The 19,311-nt window shown below is 31.8% G+C and carries 16 protein-coding genes; 12 read left to right on the top strand and 4 right to left on the bottom strand.

The genetic code is table 11. The annotated features are described in order from the left end of the window. Nucleotides 1-29 precede the first annotated feature (29 nt). Complete coding sequence (locus FNW52_RS11445) at nt 30-2,615, top strand: sodium-translocating pyrophosphatase (protein WP_143377609.1); 2,586 nt, start codon at nt 30-32, stop codon at nt 2,613-2,615. A gap of 93 nt (nt 2,616-2,708) precedes the next feature. Here the strand turns inward: FNW52_RS11445 and FNW52_RS11450 are convergent, their stop codons facing one another. Both FNW52_RS11450 and FNW52_RS11455 read right to left on the bottom strand, forming a co-directional pair. Then, entirely contained in the window at nt 2,709-3,077 is a 369-nt protein-coding gene (locus tag FNW52_RS11450) for a type II toxin-antitoxin system HigA family antitoxin (RefSeq protein WP_143377610.1), read from the bottom strand. A 3-nt stretch (nt 3,078-3,080) separates the two neighbouring features. Then, nucleotides 3,081-3,377 carry a type II toxin-antitoxin system HigB family toxin gene (locus FNW52_RS11455; RefSeq protein WP_143377611.1) on the bottom strand — a complete coding sequence of 99 codons (297 nt, stop codon included), beginning with the start codon at nt 3,375-3,377 and terminating at the stop codon, nt 3,081-3,083. A 339-nt stretch (nt 3,378-3,716) separates the two neighbouring features. Between FNW52_RS11455 and FNW52_RS11460 the strand changes: the two genes are divergently transcribed. The 11 genes from FNW52_RS11460 to FNW52_RS11510 all read left to right on the top strand — a co-directional run bounded on the left by FNW52_RS11460 (nt 3,717) and on the right by FNW52_RS11510 (nt 17,206). Then, complete coding sequence (locus FNW52_RS11460) at nt 3,717-5,639, top strand: hypothetical protein (protein ID WP_143377612.1); 1,923 nt, start codon at nt 3,717-3,719, stop codon at nt 5,637-5,639. A gap of 157 nt (nt 5,640-5,796) precedes the next feature. Further along, the gene (locus FNW52_RS11465) at nt 5,797-6,129 is read left to right on the top strand and encodes a DUF4870 domain-containing protein (protein ID WP_143377613.1); all 333 of its coding nucleotides are present in this window, start codon (nt 5,797-5,799) and stop codon (nt 6,127-6,129) included. A 141-nt stretch (nt 6,130-6,270) separates the two neighbouring features. Further along, complete coding sequence (locus tag FNW52_RS11470) at nt 6,271-7,755, top strand: hypothetical protein (RefSeq protein ID WP_143377614.1); 1,485 nt, start codon at nt 6,271-6,273, stop codon at nt 7,753-7,755. Continuing rightward, nucleotides 7,756-8,490, top strand: a complete 735-nt coding sequence (locus tag FNW52_RS11475) for a DKNYY domain-containing protein (protein ID WP_143377615.1) — start codon at nt 7,756-7,758, stop codon at nt 8,488-8,490. Nucleotides 8,491-8,537: 47 nt separating this feature from the next. Further along, nucleotides 8,538-10,820 (top strand): tetratricopeptide repeat protein, encoded by a 2,283-nt coding sequence (locus FNW52_RS11480; protein ID WP_143377616.1) that lies wholly within the window; start codon nt 8,538-8,540, stop codon nt 10,818-10,820. A gap of 62 nt (nt 10,821-10,882) precedes the next feature. Next, on the top strand, nt 10,883-14,119 hold the full coding sequence (locus tag FNW52_RS11485; RefSeq protein ID WP_143377617.1) for a hypothetical protein: 3,237 nt from the start codon (nt 10,883-10,885) through the stop codon (nt 14,117-14,119). 52 nt (nt 14,120-14,171) lie between these two features. Next, nucleotides 14,172-14,651, top strand: a complete 480-nt coding sequence (locus FNW52_RS11490; protein ID WP_143377618.1) for a hypothetical protein — start codon at nt 14,172-14,174, stop codon at nt 14,649-14,651. A gap of 10 nt (nt 14,652-14,661) precedes the next feature. After that, nucleotides 14,662-15,264 carry a hypothetical protein gene (locus FNW52_RS11495; protein WP_143377619.1) on the top strand — a complete coding sequence of 201 codons (603 nt, stop codon included), beginning with the start codon at nt 14,662-14,664 and terminating at the stop codon, nt 15,262-15,264. Between the two features lies 1 nt (nt 15,265). After that, a complete protein-coding gene (locus FNW52_RS11500) occupies nt 15,266-15,889 on the top strand; it encodes a hypothetical protein (protein ID WP_143377620.1) in 624 nt (207 codons plus the stop codon). Between the two features lie 9 nt (nt 15,890-15,898). Next, entirely contained in the window at nt 15,899-16,522 is a 624-nt protein-coding gene (locus FNW52_RS11505; RefSeq protein WP_143377621.1) for a hypothetical protein, read from the top strand. A gap of 57 nt (nt 16,523-16,579) precedes the next feature. After that, nucleotides 16,580-17,206 carry a M949_RS01915 family surface polysaccharide biosynthesis protein gene (locus FNW52_RS11510; protein ID WP_143377622.1) on the top strand — a complete coding sequence of 209 codons (627 nt, stop codon included), beginning with the start codon at nt 16,580-16,582 and terminating at the stop codon, nt 17,204-17,206. Between the two features lie 24 nt (nt 17,207-17,230). Here FNW52_RS11510 and FNW52_RS11515 read toward each other — a convergent pair whose 3' ends face one another. Continuing rightward, nucleotides 17,231-17,971, bottom strand: a complete 741-nt coding sequence (locus FNW52_RS11515) for an SH3 domain-containing protein (RefSeq protein ID WP_143377623.1) — start codon at nt 17,969-17,971, stop codon at nt 17,231-17,233. A 482-nt stretch (nt 17,972-18,453) separates the two neighbouring features. After that, on the bottom strand, nt 18,454-19,068 hold the full coding sequence (locus tag FNW52_RS11520; protein ID WP_143377624.1) for a deoxynucleoside kinase: 615 nt from the start codon (nt 19,066-19,068) through the stop codon (nt 18,454-18,456). Nucleotides 19,069-19,311 lie beyond the last annotated feature (243 nt).

The raw sequence follows: 19,311 nt of genomic DNA on the forward strand, positions 1-19,311 counted from the left end.
TTTATATTAACCAATCAAAAAGTAAATTTATGAATTCAATTATGATTTATGTGCCAATTTTTATGGCATTAGTAGGGCTTATTTTTATGGCTATCAAACGATCTTGGGTTTTGAAACAAGATGCAGGAGATGGTAAAATGAAGGAGATATCAGATCACATATATGAAGGAGCTTTGGCATTCTTAAAAGCAGAATATAGATTACTGGCCATATTTGTAGTAATCGCAAGTGTTGTTTTGGCGGGGGTTACTTTCATTCCTGGCGTTAAAACAAATATATTAATAGTGGTTGCGTTTGTGTTCGGGGCATTTTTCTCTGCTTTGGCAGGAAATATGGGGATGAGAATTGCAACCAAAACAAACGTGAGAACAACCCAGGCTGCTCGTACGAGTTTGCCGCAAGCATTAAAAGTTTCTTTTGGGGGTGGTACAGTTATGGGATTAGGGGTTGCCGGTTTAGCCGTTTTGGGTTTGACAACTTTCTTTATCATTTTCTTTAATGTCTTTATGGGAGGGCAATGGACTTCTACAGAAGATATGACGATTGTTTTAGAGACTTTGGCTGGTTTCTCTCTTGGTGCTGAATCGATTGCTTTGTTTGCGCGTGTGGGTGGTGGAATTTACACCAAAGCTGCCGATGTTGGTGCGGATTTAGTGGGTAAAGTAGAAGCGGGAATTCCAGAAGATGATCCTCGTAATCCTGCTACAATTGCAGATAATGTGGGTGATAATGTGGGTGACGTTGCCGGTATGGGAGCCGATTTATTTGGTTCGTATGTGGCGACCGTTTTGGCTACGATGGTTCTTGGGAATTATGTGATTAAGGATATGGGTGGTAATATTGGGGAAGCCTTTGGTGGTATTGGGCCCATTTTATTGCCAATGTCAATTGCCGGTGTTGGAATTGTAATTTCTATTATTGGGACGTTGGTAGTTAAAATTAAAGACAATAATGCCAAGGAAGCACAGGTTCAAAGAGCATTGAATATTGGGAACTGGATTTCTATAGGATTAGTTGCCGTAGCCTGTTATTTTCTTGTAAATTGGATGTTGCCAGCTACCATGAAAATGAATTTCTACGGAGAGGGATTAAAAGAAATTTCATCTATGCGTGTTTTTTATGCGACAGTAGTTGGATTAGTGGTAGGATGGGTAATTTCATCGGTTACTGAATATTATACGGGATTGGGCAAGAAACCGGTTTTGGCAATTGTTCAAAAATCAAGTACAGGAGCAGGAACAAATGTAATTGCAGGTTTGGCAACGGGAATGATTTCTACTTTTCCAACTGTATTATTATTTGCGGCTGCGATTTGGTCTTCTTATGCTTTTGCAGGATTTTATGGAGTGGCATTGGCGGCTTCAGCAATGATGGCAACTACAGCGATGCAATTGGCAATCGATGCTTTTGGACCTATATCAGACAATGCAGGAGGTATTGCCGAAATGAGTGAATTACCTAAAGAAGTGCGTACCAGAACTGACATTTTGGATTCAGTTGGAAATACAACAGCGGCTACCGGTAAAGGTTTTGCGATTGCTTCGGCGGCTTTAACATCTTTAGCTTTATTTGCCGCTTATGTGACTTTTACAGGAATTGACGGAATTAATATTTTCAAAGCACCGGTATTGGCAATGCTATTCGTTGGAGGAATGATACCGGTTGTATTCTCTGCTTTAGCGATGAATTCAGTGGGGAAAGCTGCGATGGATATGGTATATGAAGTACGTCGTCAGTTCAAGGAAATTCCGGGAATTATGGAAGGAACCGGAAAACCGGAATATGCAAAATGTGTTGATATTTCGACCAAAGCTGCTTTACGCGAAATGATGTTACCGGGAGTTTTAACGATTGGTTTCCCAATTGCAATTGTGCTTCTTGGTAAATTGGTCTACGGAGATAACAATCAAATGATTGCCGAAATGCTTGGTGGATACATGGCTGGAGTTACTGTTTCTGGAGTGCTTTGGGCTATTTTCCAAAACAACGCTGGTGGTGCTTGGGACAATGCCAAAAAATCATTTGAAGCAGGGGTTATGATTAATGGTGAAATGACCTATAAAGGTTCTGATGCACACAAAGCTGCAGTAACTGGTGATACTATTGGAGATCCATTCAAAGATACTTCTGGTCCGTCGATGAACATCTTGATTAAATTGACTTGTTTGATCGGATTGGTGATGGCTCCGATTTTAGGAAGCGGAAGCAGTACCATTGACGTAAAAGATTCTTGTCCTGAAAAGAAAGAAATCTGGATGAAAGAATGCCACAAGGGCGATGGAGCAATGATGATGGGTAAATGCGATAGGTCTAAATGTGCTACAATGACCAAAGAGGAGTGTGCTAAAATGTGCGACAGTCTTAAATGTTCTCCTGAGCAAAAAGAAATGTGTATGTCTCATTATGATAAAAACGGAAAATTTGTCGCTCACAAAGGGAGAGCCTGTTGTGCTAAAAAGTCAATGTCTATGAGTAATGAAGTTAGAATCGAAAAAACAAATGTTAACGGGAAAGTAAGTGCTACCATTACAACAACAGTAAATGGTAATGTTATTGTTAAGCAATTTCAAGGAACAGATGCTGAGGTGCAAGCCCATATTGATGCTGTGGAATAAGAAAAGCATGGTCTTTGACTAAAGATTTTATACTGAAAACACCTCATAACGAAAATTCGTAATGAGGTGTTTTTTTTAAATAAGTTTAAAAAACTATTGTTCCAAAGCATATTCTTTAATCAAAGTTGAGGCTGGAATATGAAGTGTTTCCGTTAAAACTCTAATTTGCTTTATTGTCAAAGCTCTTTTACGTTTGAAAATTTCGGTAACTCTGGAACGACTGTTCAAAATAACACCTAAGTCGGCATTAGTAAGTCCATTTTGTTCCATCATGAATTTAATTGCTTCAATTGGATCAGGTTCAGGAATAGGATAATGTATTTGTTCATACTTTTCTATAAGTGTAACTAAAATATCTAATTCATCTCCTTCATGGGTATTTGGCTTAGCATCAAAAAGAATGTTTACCCTTTCTAAAGCTAAATCGTAATCTCTTTCTGTTTTTATAGGATTTATTTCCATTTTTTATAAGTTTTTAATGTCTTTCAAATTGTCATATTCGGGGTGGGTTCCTATAAACAAAATGTAGACAATTTGTGTTGCATAATTAATTTTCACTATTAATCGATAATGATTGCCACAAATATTAAGTACAACTTTATTATTTCCGACAAAATCTGCAGAGCCAAAAATAGATTTTATGGCATTTGAATTGTCAAACGTATTTTTGTCAAAAACCTGATACCAAGCCAGTAATTGCTGTTTTGAGTTGGGGTATTGTTCCCAGAAATTTTGCAAGGCTCTTTTGGCAATTATTCTCATAGGTAATTTTGATAGTCAAAGATAGTATAAAATTCCCTATTTGGGAAAAATAGTTTTATCAGTCTCAGATATAGTTTGCAATTATATGCTTCAGTGTATTTTGCTTTAGCTTCTAAAAACATCTTAAACAAAAAAGCGTCTCACAATTCAAAACAGTGTGGCGTTTTTTTGTAATACTATTTTTATATCTTTGATTTTTGTAATTAAATTTAGCTTATTGTCTAAACTTAAAGGGTATAAGGAGAGCGCTAAAGAAAACCTCTCTGTTACAAGATTTGATTTTGAGTGATTATTTAGAAAAAACAAACCAAAAGAATTTAATATTTTCAAACTATTATAATGAGCAATTTTAAAATTTCTTTCCCAAATTATTTTTTTATAATTACACTCTTTTTTTTAATAATAAGCCCGTCAAATGCCCAGAAATCAAGAGTTGAGTTGCTTCAATTAATTCAGCAAAAGGATTTGTCTTTAGATAAAAAAGGAGACTACTTATGTGAACTTAGTACGTACTATAAAAAGATTGATACCATAAAAGCCTACGCTTATGCCAATCAAGCTTTGAAAATTGCAGAGCAATTAAATTTAAAAGCAAAACAGGCAATAGCGTATGAATCAATATCGGATGTTGCTCGTTTTCTGGACAATATTCCTAAACAAATAAAGTTTGCTGACTCCAGTTTTTTATTGGCAACCCAGTCTAATAATGAGGAGGCAATGGCTTATGCAAATTATGCGATTGCCTATAAATATGAAACAATTGGGGATCAAGAAAAATATATTTATTACATGCTTAAATCCTTGTCCTATTTTGAAAAGCATAAAATAAGATACGACAAATTAGTAAACGGATATGAAAACCTAGGGTCTGTATTTAGTGGTAAAAACGACATTAAAGTTTATGAAAAATACACCAAAAAGGCATTGCAATTAAGTTATGAAAGTAAAAATCAAATTATCATTGCCAATGCATTGACTAGTTGGGCACTTTTTTTGGTAAGTAGTGCAGAGCACAAAACCCCGGTGGATTTAAAGCTATTGCATAGTGCGGAAATAGATTTTTTAAAAGCCATAAAAATATTCGAAACGGATAAAGATAAAGGAAATGCAAATTTGTCATACGGTAGAACGTGTTTAAATCTTACGTTTCTTTATTTGTATCATTTCTTTGATACCCAAAAATCTAAAACAGTAGAATACTTAAAAAAAACGGAAGAAGTTTGCTTGAAATTGAATAACCCAATGCAACTGATGGTTATGTATGGACAACAAGCACAATTTTACACCAACATGAATGATATTTCAAATATTGAAAAAGTATTGAAAAAAATAGAGGTGTACATCAATAAAAATAAAAACCTAAATCCAAAATACTTTGGTTTATTGTACAAAAACTATATGGATTTAGCAGAGCTGAAAAACGATTTTCCTGCTTACCGAAAATATTTTAAACTATACGATAAAGCCGTCGAAGCAATGGTTGACAAAGAAAATAAGGCAAAAGAGTACAATGCTTCTATCCGTTTTGAAACTGAGAAAAAATCACAAGAAATTAAACTGTTAACGGAGAATTTAGAATTCAAAAAGAAAATAAATTATTTGTACGTGATACTTTTAGTTTTGGGTTTCTTTTCGCTAATGTTTATGTTTAGATCGTATCATTTTAGACAAAGATCATTTATTAAAACGAATTTATTACTTCAAAAAGCAACCGATGAAGCCAACCTGTTATCAAAAATAAAAGAAGAAGAAGCCATGATTGCCATGTTAGAATCTGAATTATCAGAGAAAAAACTCCAAATTGCCATACAGGAAAAAAAGATAAACGAGCAACAAACAATTAAATTGCAAAAAGAATTAATGACAAATAATTTGCAGTTAGAAAAGAAGAATGAAGTGTTAAAAGACATTCAAAACAAATTGCATTTTATTAAATCTGAAAAATCCTCAGAGATCAAAACCATTTCTAAAACAATCGATAAAAGTATGGAGATTGATGAAGAATTTGAATTACTTAAAACAAGTCTTGAAAATGCAAATCCCATATTTTTCTCTACGCTACAAGAAAAAGCATCTGGCACACTGACCAAGTTAGATTTTAAATATTGTGGGTATATAAAATTGGGAATGAGCACCAAGGAGATTGCCAATCATATGAACATAGAAACTCAAAGTATGCGAATGGCTCGGTACAGAATTAAGCAAAAGTTAAATCTAGATAGAGAAGTAGATTTGGATGCTTATATTGAAACAGTCCAGTAAAATTAGGGTATGACGAGTTTTTTTGAAGAAATATTTTGTTTTCTTGTAGATACAAAATAGATGCCTTTTTTCTTCTTGTAGATGCTTAGTATATACAAGAATTGAACGTTTTTGAGACTACATACCTAGTTTTGCCTAAAATTTAAAACTATAAATTATGGACAAGAAAACGCTTTCAATTATTTCGTACATTACAATTATCGGATGGATTATTGCTTATGTTAGCTACAACAAATTAGCCGTCAAAGATTCTTTAACGAAGTTTCATTTGAAACAATCATTGGGGATCGCAATTTTAGGAATTGCAATTTCTATTGCATTAACAATAATAGGAATGGTAGTACCTAGTTTGGCAAGTATTTTAAGCTTAGCAAATCTTGGGGTTGTAGTTTTATGGATTTTAGGAATTATAAATGCCAATAACGAACAAGAAATTCCAGTTCCTGTAGTTGGTGGTTTATTTACAGATAAATTTGATTTTATTAAGTAAAAATTAATAGACCAGTATGAAAACGTTACGTTTTTGTACTGGTTTTTGTACGATAACGGCAAGTTGTAGTTTTTCACAAATAGTTTTTGGGACTGAAAACGAGCTGAATAATTTGTTTTCTTGCAATTCAAATGTTAATTTATGGTTATTTCAAATACCAATTTTATACAGTTTACCCTATTCATTTGTAAAAAAGGCTTAGTCTCTTTTTTACTGTGTTTTTCTCTCTTGACTTTTGGACAAAAAGTTCAAACAGGCATTTATGAATTGGATTATAATACAGAGGCTAATTATTTGCATCAATTTATTCCAATGAATAGTGAGCAAGGTCAAGATCAAAATATAAAGTATGTCTATAATCAAAAATATTCGTCATTATTTGATGAAAATTATGGTATTAAATATGCTGTTGTTATAAAAAAGGAAGATCCAAATAATAAAGAAAATTATTCTTTGGAAATGGTTTTACTGAACAAAAAAATTATTGATGGTTATGGCGTTTCATACAATGATACAATTATTAGAAAGTACTTTAAACTGGATCTAAGTATTGGTTTGAAAAATAATTATTGGTTCGAATCTACCCAAAACGGAGAAGGTTTTCTGAGTTATTACGATGCAGAGGAGTATAATAATTCACAAAATTTAGCCTATAAATTTGATGACCATAATTTTTATAAAAAGGACAATTCTTTTTTTCTAAAAGGCAGATATTTTAAACACGAAATAGATTCTGTAAAAGTAGATTCTTCGAGTTATGTTTCTAATGTTCCTTACGGGAGTTATTATTCTAAAATGACGAATTATGTGTTGGTAAAGCAGCCCATAATAACTTTTAAAATAAGAGATTCTAAATTCTACAAAGATATTTTGCCCTTGCAAACGGATGGTGTGAAATTTTACACTTCCGTGAATGATAGAGATACCAAAGACTTTCGGGTCTTGAATGCGGGAGACTTTATTGCAGTTACTAATGAAACGGACGAATGGTATTATGGGGAATGGATTTCGGTGGATGGAGAAGTAACTGCGGGCAAAATATTTATTGAAGATTTGTCAAAAAGCGAATCAATAACTAAAAAAGTAAACGGATTAACGTTAAAAATAAAATACATATTGCACAACAAGGAGGATTGGGGTGATGCCGGCGAAATAGTTGGAATAAAAATTCAGAACAAAGATAAGCTCCTACAGGTTATAAAAAAGCCCGGTTTAATCAATGATACAGAAAACGTACTTTATACCCAAGATGTTAATTTTGATGGGTATCAAGACTTAGTTGTCTATGCACAAAGTAGTGGATCTGGACCAAATAACACTGATAATTATTATGTTTTTAACCCAAAAACCCAAAAGTTTATTTTTAACGACGCACTTTCAAACTTATCACAACCTCAAATAGATTTCAAATCAAAAACGGTTTATGCAGCTTGGCGTGGAGGTGCAGCAACTCATGGTGCCGAAAAATACAAATGGATTAAAGGGAAATTGATACTGGTAGAATATTATGAAACCAATTATCTAGATGAGGTAAATGTAGTAGAAACGCATACTTTTCTAAAAAAAGGAAAAATGGTTGGCAAAACAAGAAAGGTAAAAGAAAGTCAACTTAAGCCTCCTTTTTAAATGATAAAAAACACAAATAAAACGGTTTTTTTAATGGTTCTTGTTTTATTATTTATAAGTTGTACTAGCAATTATAAAATAGAAGGGGATAGGGTTTATTATCAATTTTACTGCATCTCCTTTGCGGAGCATGATGGGGGAAGAATTAACAAAACTGCTCTTAAAAACGTAGATGCTTCGAGCTTTAAATCATTAGATAATAGCTACGGTTCAGACAAAAGTAATGTGTATTATTATGAGAAAAAGATAATTGATGCCAATCCCCAATCATTTGAAATTATTTTATTTGAAGATGCAAATGACTCTAATAGTTTTGCATACTCAAAAGACGAAAATTATGTGTTTAGGTACGGAATAAAAATCAATGGAGCGAATCCAAAAACATTTAAAGTACTGAATCAAATACCATATTCAAGAGATGATACCGATTATTTTTTTGAAGGAAAACCTTTGAATGTTAACGATGTGAATAGTTTGAGAATAATTACTGAATCTCGTATTGATTTTCTTTCTATAGATAATAAAAGTTATTATCTCGAAGACAAAAAGTATCCTCTTGCAGATTACAAAAGTTTTAAATATTTGAGTAGTGGTTATTTTAAAGACAATGTAAACGTATATTTTTTAGATTCAATTGTCAAAGGGGCTGATCCAAAAACTTTTGAAGCTAGTGGAGCCACTGGACAAGACAAAAATTACTATTATAAAGGTTTTGAAAAACATAAACAAAAATAGAAAGTAAAAATAGTTTTAAATAGAGCAATAATAAGAAAAAAGGAGCAATGAAAAAATTAATTACAGTTGTCATTTCAATAATTTCAACATCGTTTTTTGCACAAAATACAAAAATAGAAGCAGGAGTTTATAAAGCCAAAAGTAATCAAGAAGATATTAGTTTGGTTATAGAAGCGAATAATACTTTTCATGTTTCAGTAATTTCTGGTGATATTGAAAACATTAACGATTCAATAGTAAATTTGAATTCTAGAACTAATTTTTCCAATTTCAAAGTTACTTTTTTGTATAATAAAATAGAAAATGAAGATGCAATAAATGTGATTTATAAAAAAGAATATGAAAGTAATGAAACCATTTATATTGGAACCCAAAACCAAAATGAAGAACCATTATTTAATAGCATTGATGAAATTGGAGGAAATACGATTGCAATAGCTAATGACCAAGCAGAAAATGTAATTTTCGAAATAAAAAGAACGGATTTTTTAATTTTAGCATCAGAGGAAGACTTTCCAAAAACGCAACTATCTAAATTTAAAATACCAGAAAATGCTTCGGCCATTCTTATTTCTTTTGAGAGAAAAAGGAACAATGTTATTAATCTTAAAGCACTTTATAATCCAAAAAAGAAATCATTAATTGTTTCTGAAAAAGGAAGAGATCCTTTGGTTTTTTATTTGAATGATAAAAATGAGGAGCTAAAAAGCAACCTAGAAAAAGCTATAAAGGTAGAAGTTCAAGAAAATTGGACTTATCTTGGAAAGAAAGATAGGAAAACAGTAGATGATGAAATTGAAGCAAGAAACTTAAATAAAGATATTGCAGCAACACCTGCCGAGGATGAAATGGAGGAGAAGAAACAATTTGAATTCCATCATGTTCGAAACAACTCATTTAAAGCAGCAATAGCCAACATCGCAAAAAGTCCAAAAAAATTCTTAGTTGTTAATTTTGATCTCAAGAGCAAAAATCTAAAATCTGAATTTGACTCTTTCATTGCAATCTCAGAAAAGGCTGTTTACGACAATATGGATTCTGGAGATAATGATGAAAACTCAAAATTCGAATATTATCTGGCTTCTGAGAAGGATAAAAAAATGTTGTCAAATAACAAAATAAAATCGGAAAAAGAGATTTTAGTTTACAACTCCGCAGGGGATTTAGTATATCATACTCCGGGGAGTTTGAATGACAAATCTACATTGTTTATTGATTCCTATAACTATGGTTATAAAGAGCTTACTATTGCGAATGATGCCTTACTTTTTGATAAAGTGATGTTGGATAATAAGTCTACTAATGAGCAATTGTTGAAGGTTTTGGCAGAAGATCATAAGTTTAAATTCAAAAATAAAAATTTAAACGATTCATTAAATACTCCAGAAATTCTAGATACCTATGCTGATGATATAATTAAAGACAAACAAAACCTATATACATTAGCTACAACTTACAAAGTTGCAGCAACCAAATGCGGAAAAATAGTGGGCGATTATAAAAAAAGTAACAAATACAATGAAGATTTTTTAATAGTTGCGAGTCAGGAATTAATTAATAACGGGTTTTCAAAAACAATTTTTAATCAAGAAGGATATACTTCTAAAGAAATTGATTTTGAATTGCTAGATTATATTTTTACTAATTTTTCAATCATTCAAGAACATGAAAAAAGCAAACCAGTAAAGGATTATGACGAAAGCTTTGATGCGGTTTATACACCAAGTATATCAGTGGTACTAGACAATTATTTCAGGGAAGCATCAAAGGCAGTTTATAATCCAGATCAAAAAAGTGTGGAGAAAAAAATGCGTGTCTATTACAAAAAATATTTGACACTTTCTGGATTTAGCAGTGCGCCCACACAAGACTATTTGCAAGGTTTAGAAAAAGAACTTGAAACCATAGAAAATCAAAAGGACTATTTTTCGACCTACCAACAGTACTTTAATACTATAGTGAGCGGTAATGTTAGTCTTATCGAAAAACTTGATAAGTACTTTACAGCCAGTGAAGCAAGTGTTTCTAGTTGGTTAGATTTTAAATTAGAATTTTCAAACAATGCAAATAATGCGGCATGGAATGTTGCACTGAAATCGAATGATCAAAACCTAATGCTAGAAGCCATAAAATGGTCAGAAACTAGTTTGCAAATAGCTCCAGAAAATCACTATTACTATGATACTTTGGCAAGATTGTATTATAAAAACGGACAGAGAGAAAAGGCAGTATCAACACAACAAAAGGCAGTGACTTTTGGGGAAGGTTCTGAGAATATTGAGGAGTACAAGGACGTTTTTGAGAAAATGAAAAACGGGACTTTTCAATAGAACGCTCTAATTCTTTCTAGGAGCTGATAAGGGGATCAAAATAAGTAATATTTTCTTAAGTAATGATAATTTTCAAGGATTTCAATTTTAAGTTGCATATAATTGACCATTTTATTGGTGCGGGTATTTTTGATAAGGAGCTGAACGAACTCCAAAGAAAGTATTGGGACAACAACAATGATTTCTCATACGAACCCATTCCAGAAATTAAAAGATTTTTTGAGGAATTGGAGATTACCAATGAAATGCTGTCTGCAATAACTAGTTTTTGCCCAGACGGCGGAGACAATATTTACGGAATAATTATTGCAAATTGGGTTGGAGAAGATGAAATATTCGACATTCAATCATTAGAAGATGTTGCGGTTTTGCCTAATCTTTTTGAGTTTTCTCCCGTTGCTCTTGTTGTCGAGAATATAGATTTGAGTCCGCTTTTGGGATGCATGAATCTAAAAAAAATGTCCTTTCTGGATTTCACGATGGATCGAGCATTGCCGTTTTTGCAAAAAGGAGTTGTGGTGAATAACTATTTTGGATCCGAGTTTGTTACAATGAACTTGGTGAAATTATCAGCTGTAGCTCCTTTGTTTCCAGAAGATTGTTGGGTTACTGTGAGAAATAAAGTAAATAAAGGAGAACTGGATAACGAAACAATTTTGCACGTTAGAGGCAATTGGAATTCGGGTACAATTGATTTAGACAACGTTTTTAATCAAGACGGGGATAGATCTTCAAACCAATATGTTTTTGCCATTTTGGTAGAAGGTAATTTACGTGCGAATAATATTTTTAATAGAGACACTGATGGTGGAACAGGATTGTTGGTAATAGGTAACTTGAGTGTTGACAACATGGTCGTGGGTGGACAAGAAATTTATGTTACCAAGAAGTTAACTGTAAAAGAGTGTTTTTGGGGAGAATACAATCATGGCAGTCTTGTGATTAAAAAAAAAACCAAAGCCAAAGTTTTCGTCGCTACCAATGAATATGGATGTAATTTGAAGAAGGTTTCATCAACCATTTTTTTGTCGGATTCTGACACGAAAGAAGATACAATCGAATACGATATAAAAAGTATCAAAAACGTTTTTAAATCTAAAGTCATTAATGCCAATGAAGCATCGGAGGAGGAAGTTTTTTCATGGGAAAACTTTCTGGATAGAGATGAAATGATTGAACTGCTAAAAAAAGAAGAGTCTATAATTAATGATGTAATCGAAGCTGTTTCAATTGTCAACCTAAGAGAGGAAGCATTAAAGGAGGTTGAAACAATTTTTAAAAACAAAACATTTTCAAATCAAACGGAGTTCGAGAATCAATGGCGAAATTTTGATAAAATAATTGAGTTTTCGGTACAACAAAAAGAAACCGATAGTTTTGAATGGGGGCAATATGAAGGGTACATTGTCAAGAAAAGTTCAAAAAACAAAATGACATTTATTAGCGTTGATTTCCCAGAAGGTTTTAGTTTTTTTATACAAAAAAAAGAAACGGAACCTTTGGGGTTTTTAGAAAAATTGAAGCTAAAAAGCAGTACGTTTTACCTTTTTGCAATGTATAGAAATCATCCAGATGCAAGTTATGAATATGTTTATGAAAACATAAACCAAACGCCAATCGAGATTATAGAGCGATTGCAGGTTTTTTGGAACGAATTATTAGAAAGAGCCGAAAAAGCAATCCATTTTTTTAATCTATTTAAGGATACCGTTCGATTAAAAAACATTCAAGAGTATTTGAAGTATCCTGTGATTCAGCATAAATACAATGATTATTGGGACAATGACAAACATGGTTTTTGGGGTGGGAAATACTTTTTTAAATTCAACAGAGAAAGGCAGCGACAAGAATCTGGGGTAGTTGCAATAGGTAAAGAAAGAAAATCAAGCGATGAGTTTGACATCCGAGTTTATTATGTCAAACTCAATAAAGCGGCAAACCCATCTGCATTGAGTTTGTATTATTGTTCGAGTCAGTCGGGATTTGCAACCGATAGATTTAGTGAGTTTAGTAAAATAGTTCCCTTTTTGGATTGGGAAAAATATTTTGAATTTTTGCAATGGTACCCAAAATTAGATAAGTATTTGAATATCGAAAACAACGATTTCCTGGAAGAGGAAGAGAATTTAAAAGGATCAATTGCAATTAGAGAAGGCTACGCAAAGCAAGAATTTACCAAACCGCTAGAGAACGTACAGTTTTGCGGCATCAATTTTAAGATAGTTACTCGCCAAGAAGCCGAAATGTGGATAGGGAATTTGACGGATTTTGGCAGAAATCCTATCTACGATGTTCATCACATGAATTCGCTAGATTATGATTTGGAGAGTCGCCTAGAAGGATTTTTTCTATTGGCAGAAAACCAATGCCAAACAGATGTTTTTGAGATGGACGTGACTATAGAAGGTGTAGAGAATCTCATTATTCTTGGTTTTATTTTTATGGAAAACATAAGCATTACCAAATGTCTTATGGCTTATGATGATGATTTTTCGCCTCCTTTTATTGCACTCAAAAATCTAACGGTTACTAATGCTTATTTCTGTGGAGACAAGCATTACATCGGAGGAGACTTAGTATGCGATATTGTTTATGGTTTTTATAACCACGGAGAACTAATTGTAAAAGGAAATACAACAGCCGCAGTAATAATGGCAGCAGATTGCAAAATGTATTTAGGAGGAATTGCTGCTGTAAATGCTATTATAGACCCAGATAAAAAGAATGTTTATTATGAAGTATTGATTGAAAATGAAGATGGAAGTACCGAAAAAAGAATGGCAAATCAAATGCCTACCCACAATTATGAGGATCTCTTTTTGGATAATTTTATTTATTTGGATGGGGATTATGGGTATAAAATAAATGATGAAACATTTTTTGATTCTTTTAGAAAAGCCGAATCATTATTTGATGTTCCAAAATTTATAAATTGTTTTGGGGATTTTCAAACAACTCTTCCAGATAGAGTAAAAGCATTATTTGAAACAGAATCATTAAATAACTTGGCAGTTGGCATGACTCATTACGAGGATTATTTTTCGGATACTCGCTATTATTGCTACACTAAAGGAGATGATTTTTTACAAGTAGGATTTTGGAATACCGATTACCATTATATGATGCATATCAATCTGTTTTTAGATGGCAGTTCGCAATTTGTCACAAACTATTATGAAACAGATGATAGCACGCTGAAATTTTTGATCACTACAAATTTAAATGAAAACACATTGAACACGTTTGCTGTTCGAAAAATGTTTTGTGACGCAGAAAAAATAATGTTAGATAAGTTTTGATTATGAAAAAGACCTTTTACTAGCGGTATTGTTTTTTTCTGTTGCAAGTTGTATGTCGCAAACAGCCCTACCCAGCAAAGAAGAAGTTGAAAAAAATAATCACAAAGAGGATTCTATACGTAAAATTAATTTTGCTTGGATAGATTTGAAAGAAAATGTATTAAGACAATTTTTATCGTACATCAATATTACATTAAAGCCTAATGAAGAATGCGGTTCTACATTTGATTTTGAAGGAGATTTGACAAATGACGGAAAAGACGACGAGATCATTTATTATGAAATTGTTTCAAAAAGGACAAGTGAAATTTTGAAATGGAAAATGTGCTTATTTGTAAATGAAAAAGGAATAATGAAGCAATATCCAGATTTTGAACCCAATTATCCCTTTTCTGTAGGTGGGATTGAAAATAATAGTGTTCTAATAGCAAAATTGAAATTTATAGAAAATGACGAGCCTCGTCTGCGAACAGTTGAAACGCGAACAGGATTAAAATTAAATGAAAAGAAAGAGTTTATTGAAGTTAAATAATAGAGATGACATGAAAAAAATAATTTTATTTATAAAAAAATCATTTTTAATAGTACTGATAATTTCTTGTTTATCAAGTTGCAAAGACATGAAACAAGATGCGGTAAAAGAACGTACCAATTTGATTGCCAAATCGGATAAAGTGTTAATCTCAGGAAAAGACAAAAAAAAACCATTGCCTATTCCAAGAGGTAAAACCGAAAAAAAAACAATACAAGAATTAAAGAAAGAAGCCGAAAAATTGTTTGAAAACACTATTGACGAAAAATTGAGAGGAGTAAACGAAGTACTTGAAAACTCAGAAACTTATATAGGAGACCTTACAAGAGATGGTCTGCAAGATGTGATTATCTGGTATGTTACCTATCCTGAGGATTCTCCATTTTCGCCTGTTACGGAGCGAATGCGATTGTATGTAAATGAAAAGAATTCATTAAAACAATATTCGGATTTTGCTCCGCAATATATGTTTTCTGTAAAAAGCATTAGCAATAATGTAATTAATATCATGAAATACGATTATGAGGATACTGATGAACCTAGAAATCCGAGTATTTCAATTCCCGAAAAAATAATACTGTCAAAAAAAAATAATTTTTTAGAAGTAAATTAAAATGAAAAATAGCCATAGAATTTATAAAAGTATACTTTTAGCATTATTAATTGTGATTGTATTTGCAAATTGTAAAGGAAATAAAAGCGACATAATCGCAGATAAAACAAGTTTGATTTCTAAATCAAAAGTTGACAAAATACCGCAACGCAAATCTAATTCAGAAGCCAACAATAGGCAGGGCTTTGATTTTTTGGAGACCATTCAATCCAAAAATGTGCCATTAAAGGACGCTACTAATTTTGATTATTATTTTAAAAAAAACAAATTGACAGAGTCTCAAATAAAACAACTGTCATTAGGTAAAATAATTCAAAACAAAGATGTTGTAAATGTATACTTGAATTACAGGCTCAAATTGTCATCGAGTTTTAAAACCCTTGTGATAAGCTGTGAAATTGGAGATTCAGAGTTAATGACTATCTTAATTAATTATGACGAACATTATAATTTAATAGATTCAAAGGAAATTGCTTATGATGAAATTGCCGAAAGTATTCTTAGAATTGAAAGTGACATTTTAAAGAACAAAATAATTTGTATAGCATCAGATTATTCAAATGAAGAGCCAGTAAAGATCCAGACCGTTTATACTATTTTGGAAAACGGAAAAATAATAAACTAACTAAAAAAAATGAAAAAAGTAATTGTAATCGGTCTAGTAATCATTGCCGTTTTTTACATCTTGAAACAAATGGTGTATAAACCTTATATTTCTCAAAAAGAGATGAATGGTAAAGAACATAAACTGCGATTAGGAAGTTTTATTTTTATCAGACAGCTTGGATCTAATAATGAAGAAGAATATTTAGTTTATAAAGTAATTCACATCAATGGAGATTATGTTAGACTTTCTGAAATAAAACAAGTACCTCAAGAGAATGTTAGGTTAGAGTCTGATTTTAATACTTATGAAAAACTGAAACTAAGTAATAAAAGTTTTACGATTACAGGAATTCTTCATGATGACTTATATCAAGGGATTGGTAACTCATTCGCAATACCAAATCATTTATTAAAGAAAAATCCCAATTCAAAAAAAACAAGTTATTATTATGAAGACATCCCCGAGCAGGAAAAAAACAAACCATTTACAACCAATGCCGGAGATTTTGACTTGATTTTTAGACCAGTTTATTCAAAAGAACAAATCATTGATAATGGGGTGCTTATGCCGTGGATTTTGGATGCGAAACGAAACAATGAGCCCTTATTGTATGAAGATATATCCCAAGAAATAGAATTGATTCTCAATTAGTATGAAGTAAAAAAAATCTTTAATCCCTTTGGATTCTCAATTACATTATAAAAATTTATGAAAACGAAACTTTTTTTTACCCTATTGCTGTTTATAACCACATCAATTTTTAGCGGCTATGCTCAAACCAGTAAACAACTCTCTAGAAACGAAATTAAAGAGTTGAATTTCGTTTCCACCAAAGAAAAAAAACTGATTTATAAAGCTTTTGAATGTCAGGATAAAAGTGGTGTTTTTGATGTGATTTTAAACGAAGATCAAAAAGAAATTCATGATAAAGACACTTTAAATTCAAGTATAAAAGCCATTTGTTTTCAAAAAAGCAATGGAATAGTCATTGAGCAATGGAAAGTGATAGACTTTCTAGAAAATCGAGAAGAGTCTAATATTTGGTTTTGGACAAAATATTCTCAATTTTCAGATATTGATGGCGACGGACTTATTGAACCCATAATTGTTTATGGGACAAGAGATTTAGATAAAGAGTTTCAACGGATAAAAATCATCACTATTTACAAAGGTAAAAAGTATGTAATTCGGGCAACAGAATGTATTTTTGACGATTGTAGAACCTTCAAAAAAGACGCTTCTTTTACTGATTTGCCCAAATCTATCAGACTTCGGATCGATGTGTTACTTAAAAAAATGCGAAAAGAACAGGATTTGATTCTAAGTAATGGCTAATAACTGTATGCTCAAAAGGCAAAATTAATCAAAAGCTTCGAGTATTATTACGACACCTTTTTTTGTTTTGGTGTTGATTTTTTTTAAAGTCGTGTTTTCTAGAGTCGAAGAAAAACTCAATTCATCGTCGTTACCATGAATGGAAGTCTCTTCATCACCAGATGCTTTTGATAAGTCCAAATAATCAGGAGTTTTGATAAGCAAATAGGCTTCTTCTAATGAGATATTAGGGATGAAATAATGTATGTGAGAGTCGTAATCACTACCTGTTTGTTGAATTGAAGCGCCGTTTTTGTATAAATAAAAATAGGAATAGGCGTTGTCTTTTTTGGGGTTTGGTTTTGACGTTTTCGATTTAATCAACTTAAATTCTTTATCAAAACAGGACTTATCTAGTTTAAAACCAGGCTTTATTTTTGATAAATAACCATCAAAAACATATCCGATTTGTCCATCTTTGGTTTTAATTTTCACCCAAAAACCTGAAATACTAAATCCAGGAAAGTTATCACCCTCTGATTCCTCTTTTAGTTTTGGCTCAATTTCTACAAATTCAAAGCTGCTTTTTTTCAAATGATCGTCAATAACAGTACATTGAGTTTCAAATGGCAATGAGGCAATTATTTCACATTTATTGTTTGAACCAGTATATAAATCTAAACCAGAACGATTCCAATTGTATAATTTATCCCCTTTTTTATACAGACCAATACTATAAATAGGGTGAATTGAAAAACAAAATAAGGCTAAAATTAATGTTTTCATACAAAAGTAATTTTATAATGATTAGAAGGCATTCCGCTTGCGGCCAATGCTAAAAACCAAATATAAGCACCAAAAATAGTCAGAATTAAAGTGGTTGAAAAATTAATTAAATATGATTTCTATTGGTTTAACCTGTTATGCAACCCTTCATGGCATTGCATAATTGAATAAAAAGTATATATAACAGCAAAGCCCAAAAGATTAGAATTATTGTAAGACTTATTAAATAGGAATAACCCAAATATTTATTCTTTTTTATAAAATAATAACAAGTAAAGACAATTAAATACAACAAATGAATGCAAATAAGTACTACGGAGATAGTTCTTAATAATTGAGGTATATGGAGTGTGTCTTCATAAATAAATGATATGTAAATAAAAAAAACAATGATGAAAAAAGATATAATACTTGATTTAATAATTTTTGATTTCGATTTAAAAAGCATTTTTTTATTAATATATTTATACTGTAAAAAAAATCTAAAACAACCCATTCAACTCAGCATCAATTCGATTGATGATATTTCCTAAGTCTTCTGGATTATCCACAAAATTGATATTGTCTACATCAATAATCATTATTTTTCCTTTTTTATAGGTATGAACCCAAGCCTCGTAACGTTCATTGAGTCGGCTTAAATAGTCAATAGAGATGGTGTTTTCATATTCTCGTCCACGCTTGTGAATTTGCCCCACCAAGTTGGGAATAGAACTTCTCAAGTAAATCAATAGATCAGGTGGTTTTACTAAAGATTCCATCAATTCAAAAAGAGAGGAATAGTTTTCAAAATCACGATTGGTCATCAATCCCATAGCATAAAGATTGGGAGCGAAAATATGGGCATCTTCATAAATGGTACGGTCTTGAATAATTTTTTTTCCGCTTTCACGAATCTGCATGATTTGACGAAAACGGCTATTCAAGAAATAAATCTGTAAATTAAAAGACCAACGTTCCATTTGATGGTAAAAATCATCAAGATAAGGGTTGTCAACGACTTCTTCATAATGAGGCTCCCATTTGAAATGTTTGGCTAATAAACGGGTTAGTGTTGTTTTTCCAGAGCCTATGTTTCCTGCTATTGCTATGTGCATTACGGTATTGCGATTTTATAATTTATAGTTGTATAAGAATGTAAAAATAGATAAAATTTAGTTTTACTAATAGAATTTAACGAAGCATTTTTCAAAATAGTATTTTCATTATTTTTTAATAAAATCATATTGCTAGGTATTGACTTTGTGGCTTATAAATGGAATGTTTTTTAAATGGGCAATAAAGCCATTTGTAGTTGCCGAATAGCTTTATGCATAATAAAACTAATATTTTCAGGAAAA

The organism is Flavobacterium sp. ZT3R18, from assembly GCF_007097385.1.
In the GTDB taxonomy this organism is placed as follows: Bacteria; Bacteroidota; Bacteroidia; order Flavobacteriales; family Flavobacteriaceae; genus Flavobacterium.

Bases quoted from the DNA above. Each gene is read 5' to 3' on its own strand.
- FNW52_RS11480 (WP_143377616.1), top strand. From the start codon at position 8,538: ATGAAAAAATTAATTACAGTTGTCATTTCAATAATTTCAACATCGTTT.
- FNW52_RS11455 (WP_143377611.1), bottom strand. From the start codon at position 3,377: ATGAGAATAATTGCCAAAAGAGCCTTGCAAAATTTCTGGGAACAATAC.
- FNW52_RS11505 (WP_143377621.1), top strand. From the start codon at position 15,899: ATGAAAAAAGTAATTGTAATCGGTCTAGTAATCATTGCCGTTTTTTAC.
- FNW52_RS11475 (WP_143377615.1), top strand. From the start codon at position 7,756: ATGATAAAAAACACAAATAAAACGGTTTTTTTAATGGTTCTTGTTTTA.
- FNW52_RS11485 (WP_143377617.1), top strand. From the start codon at position 10,883: ATGATAATTTTCAAGGATTTCAATTTTAAGTTGCATATAATTGACCAT.
- FNW52_RS11460 (WP_143377612.1), top strand. From the start codon at position 3,717: ATGAGCAATTTTAAAATTTCTTTCCCAAATTATTTTTTTATAATTACA.
- FNW52_RS11450 (WP_143377610.1), bottom strand. From the start codon at position 3,077: ATGGAAATAAATCCTATAAAAACAGAAAGAGATTACGATTTAGCTTTA.
- FNW52_RS11495 (WP_143377619.1), top strand. From the start codon at position 14,662: ATGAAAAAAATAATTTTATTTATAAAAAAATCATTTTTAATAGTACTG.
- FNW52_RS11445 (WP_143377609.1), top strand. From the start codon at position 30: ATGAATTCAATTATGATTTATGTGCCAATTTTTATGGCATTAGTAGGG.
- FNW52_RS11500 (WP_143377620.1), top strand. From the start codon at position 15,266: ATGAAAAATAGCCATAGAATTTATAAAAGTATACTTTTAGCATTATTA.
- FNW52_RS11490 (WP_143377618.1), top strand. From the start codon at position 14,172: ATGTCGCAAACAGCCCTACCCAGCAAAGAAGAAGTTGAAAAAAATAAT.
- FNW52_RS11470 (WP_143377614.1), top strand. From the start codon at position 6,271: ATGGTTATTTCAAATACCAATTTTATACAGTTTACCCTATTCATTTGT.
- FNW52_RS11515 (WP_143377623.1), bottom strand. From the start codon at position 17,971: ATGAAAACATTAATTTTAGCCTTATTTTGTTTTTCAATTCACCCTATT.
- FNW52_RS11465 (WP_143377613.1), top strand. From the start codon at position 5,797: ATGGACAAGAAAACGCTTTCAATTATTTCGTACATTACAATTATCGGA.
- FNW52_RS11520 (WP_143377624.1), bottom strand. From the start codon at position 19,068: ATGCACATAGCAATAGCAGGAAACATAGGCTCTGGAAAAACAACACTA.
- FNW52_RS11510 (WP_143377622.1), top strand. From the start codon at position 16,580: ATGAAAACGAAACTTTTTTTTACCCTATTGCTGTTTATAACCACATCA.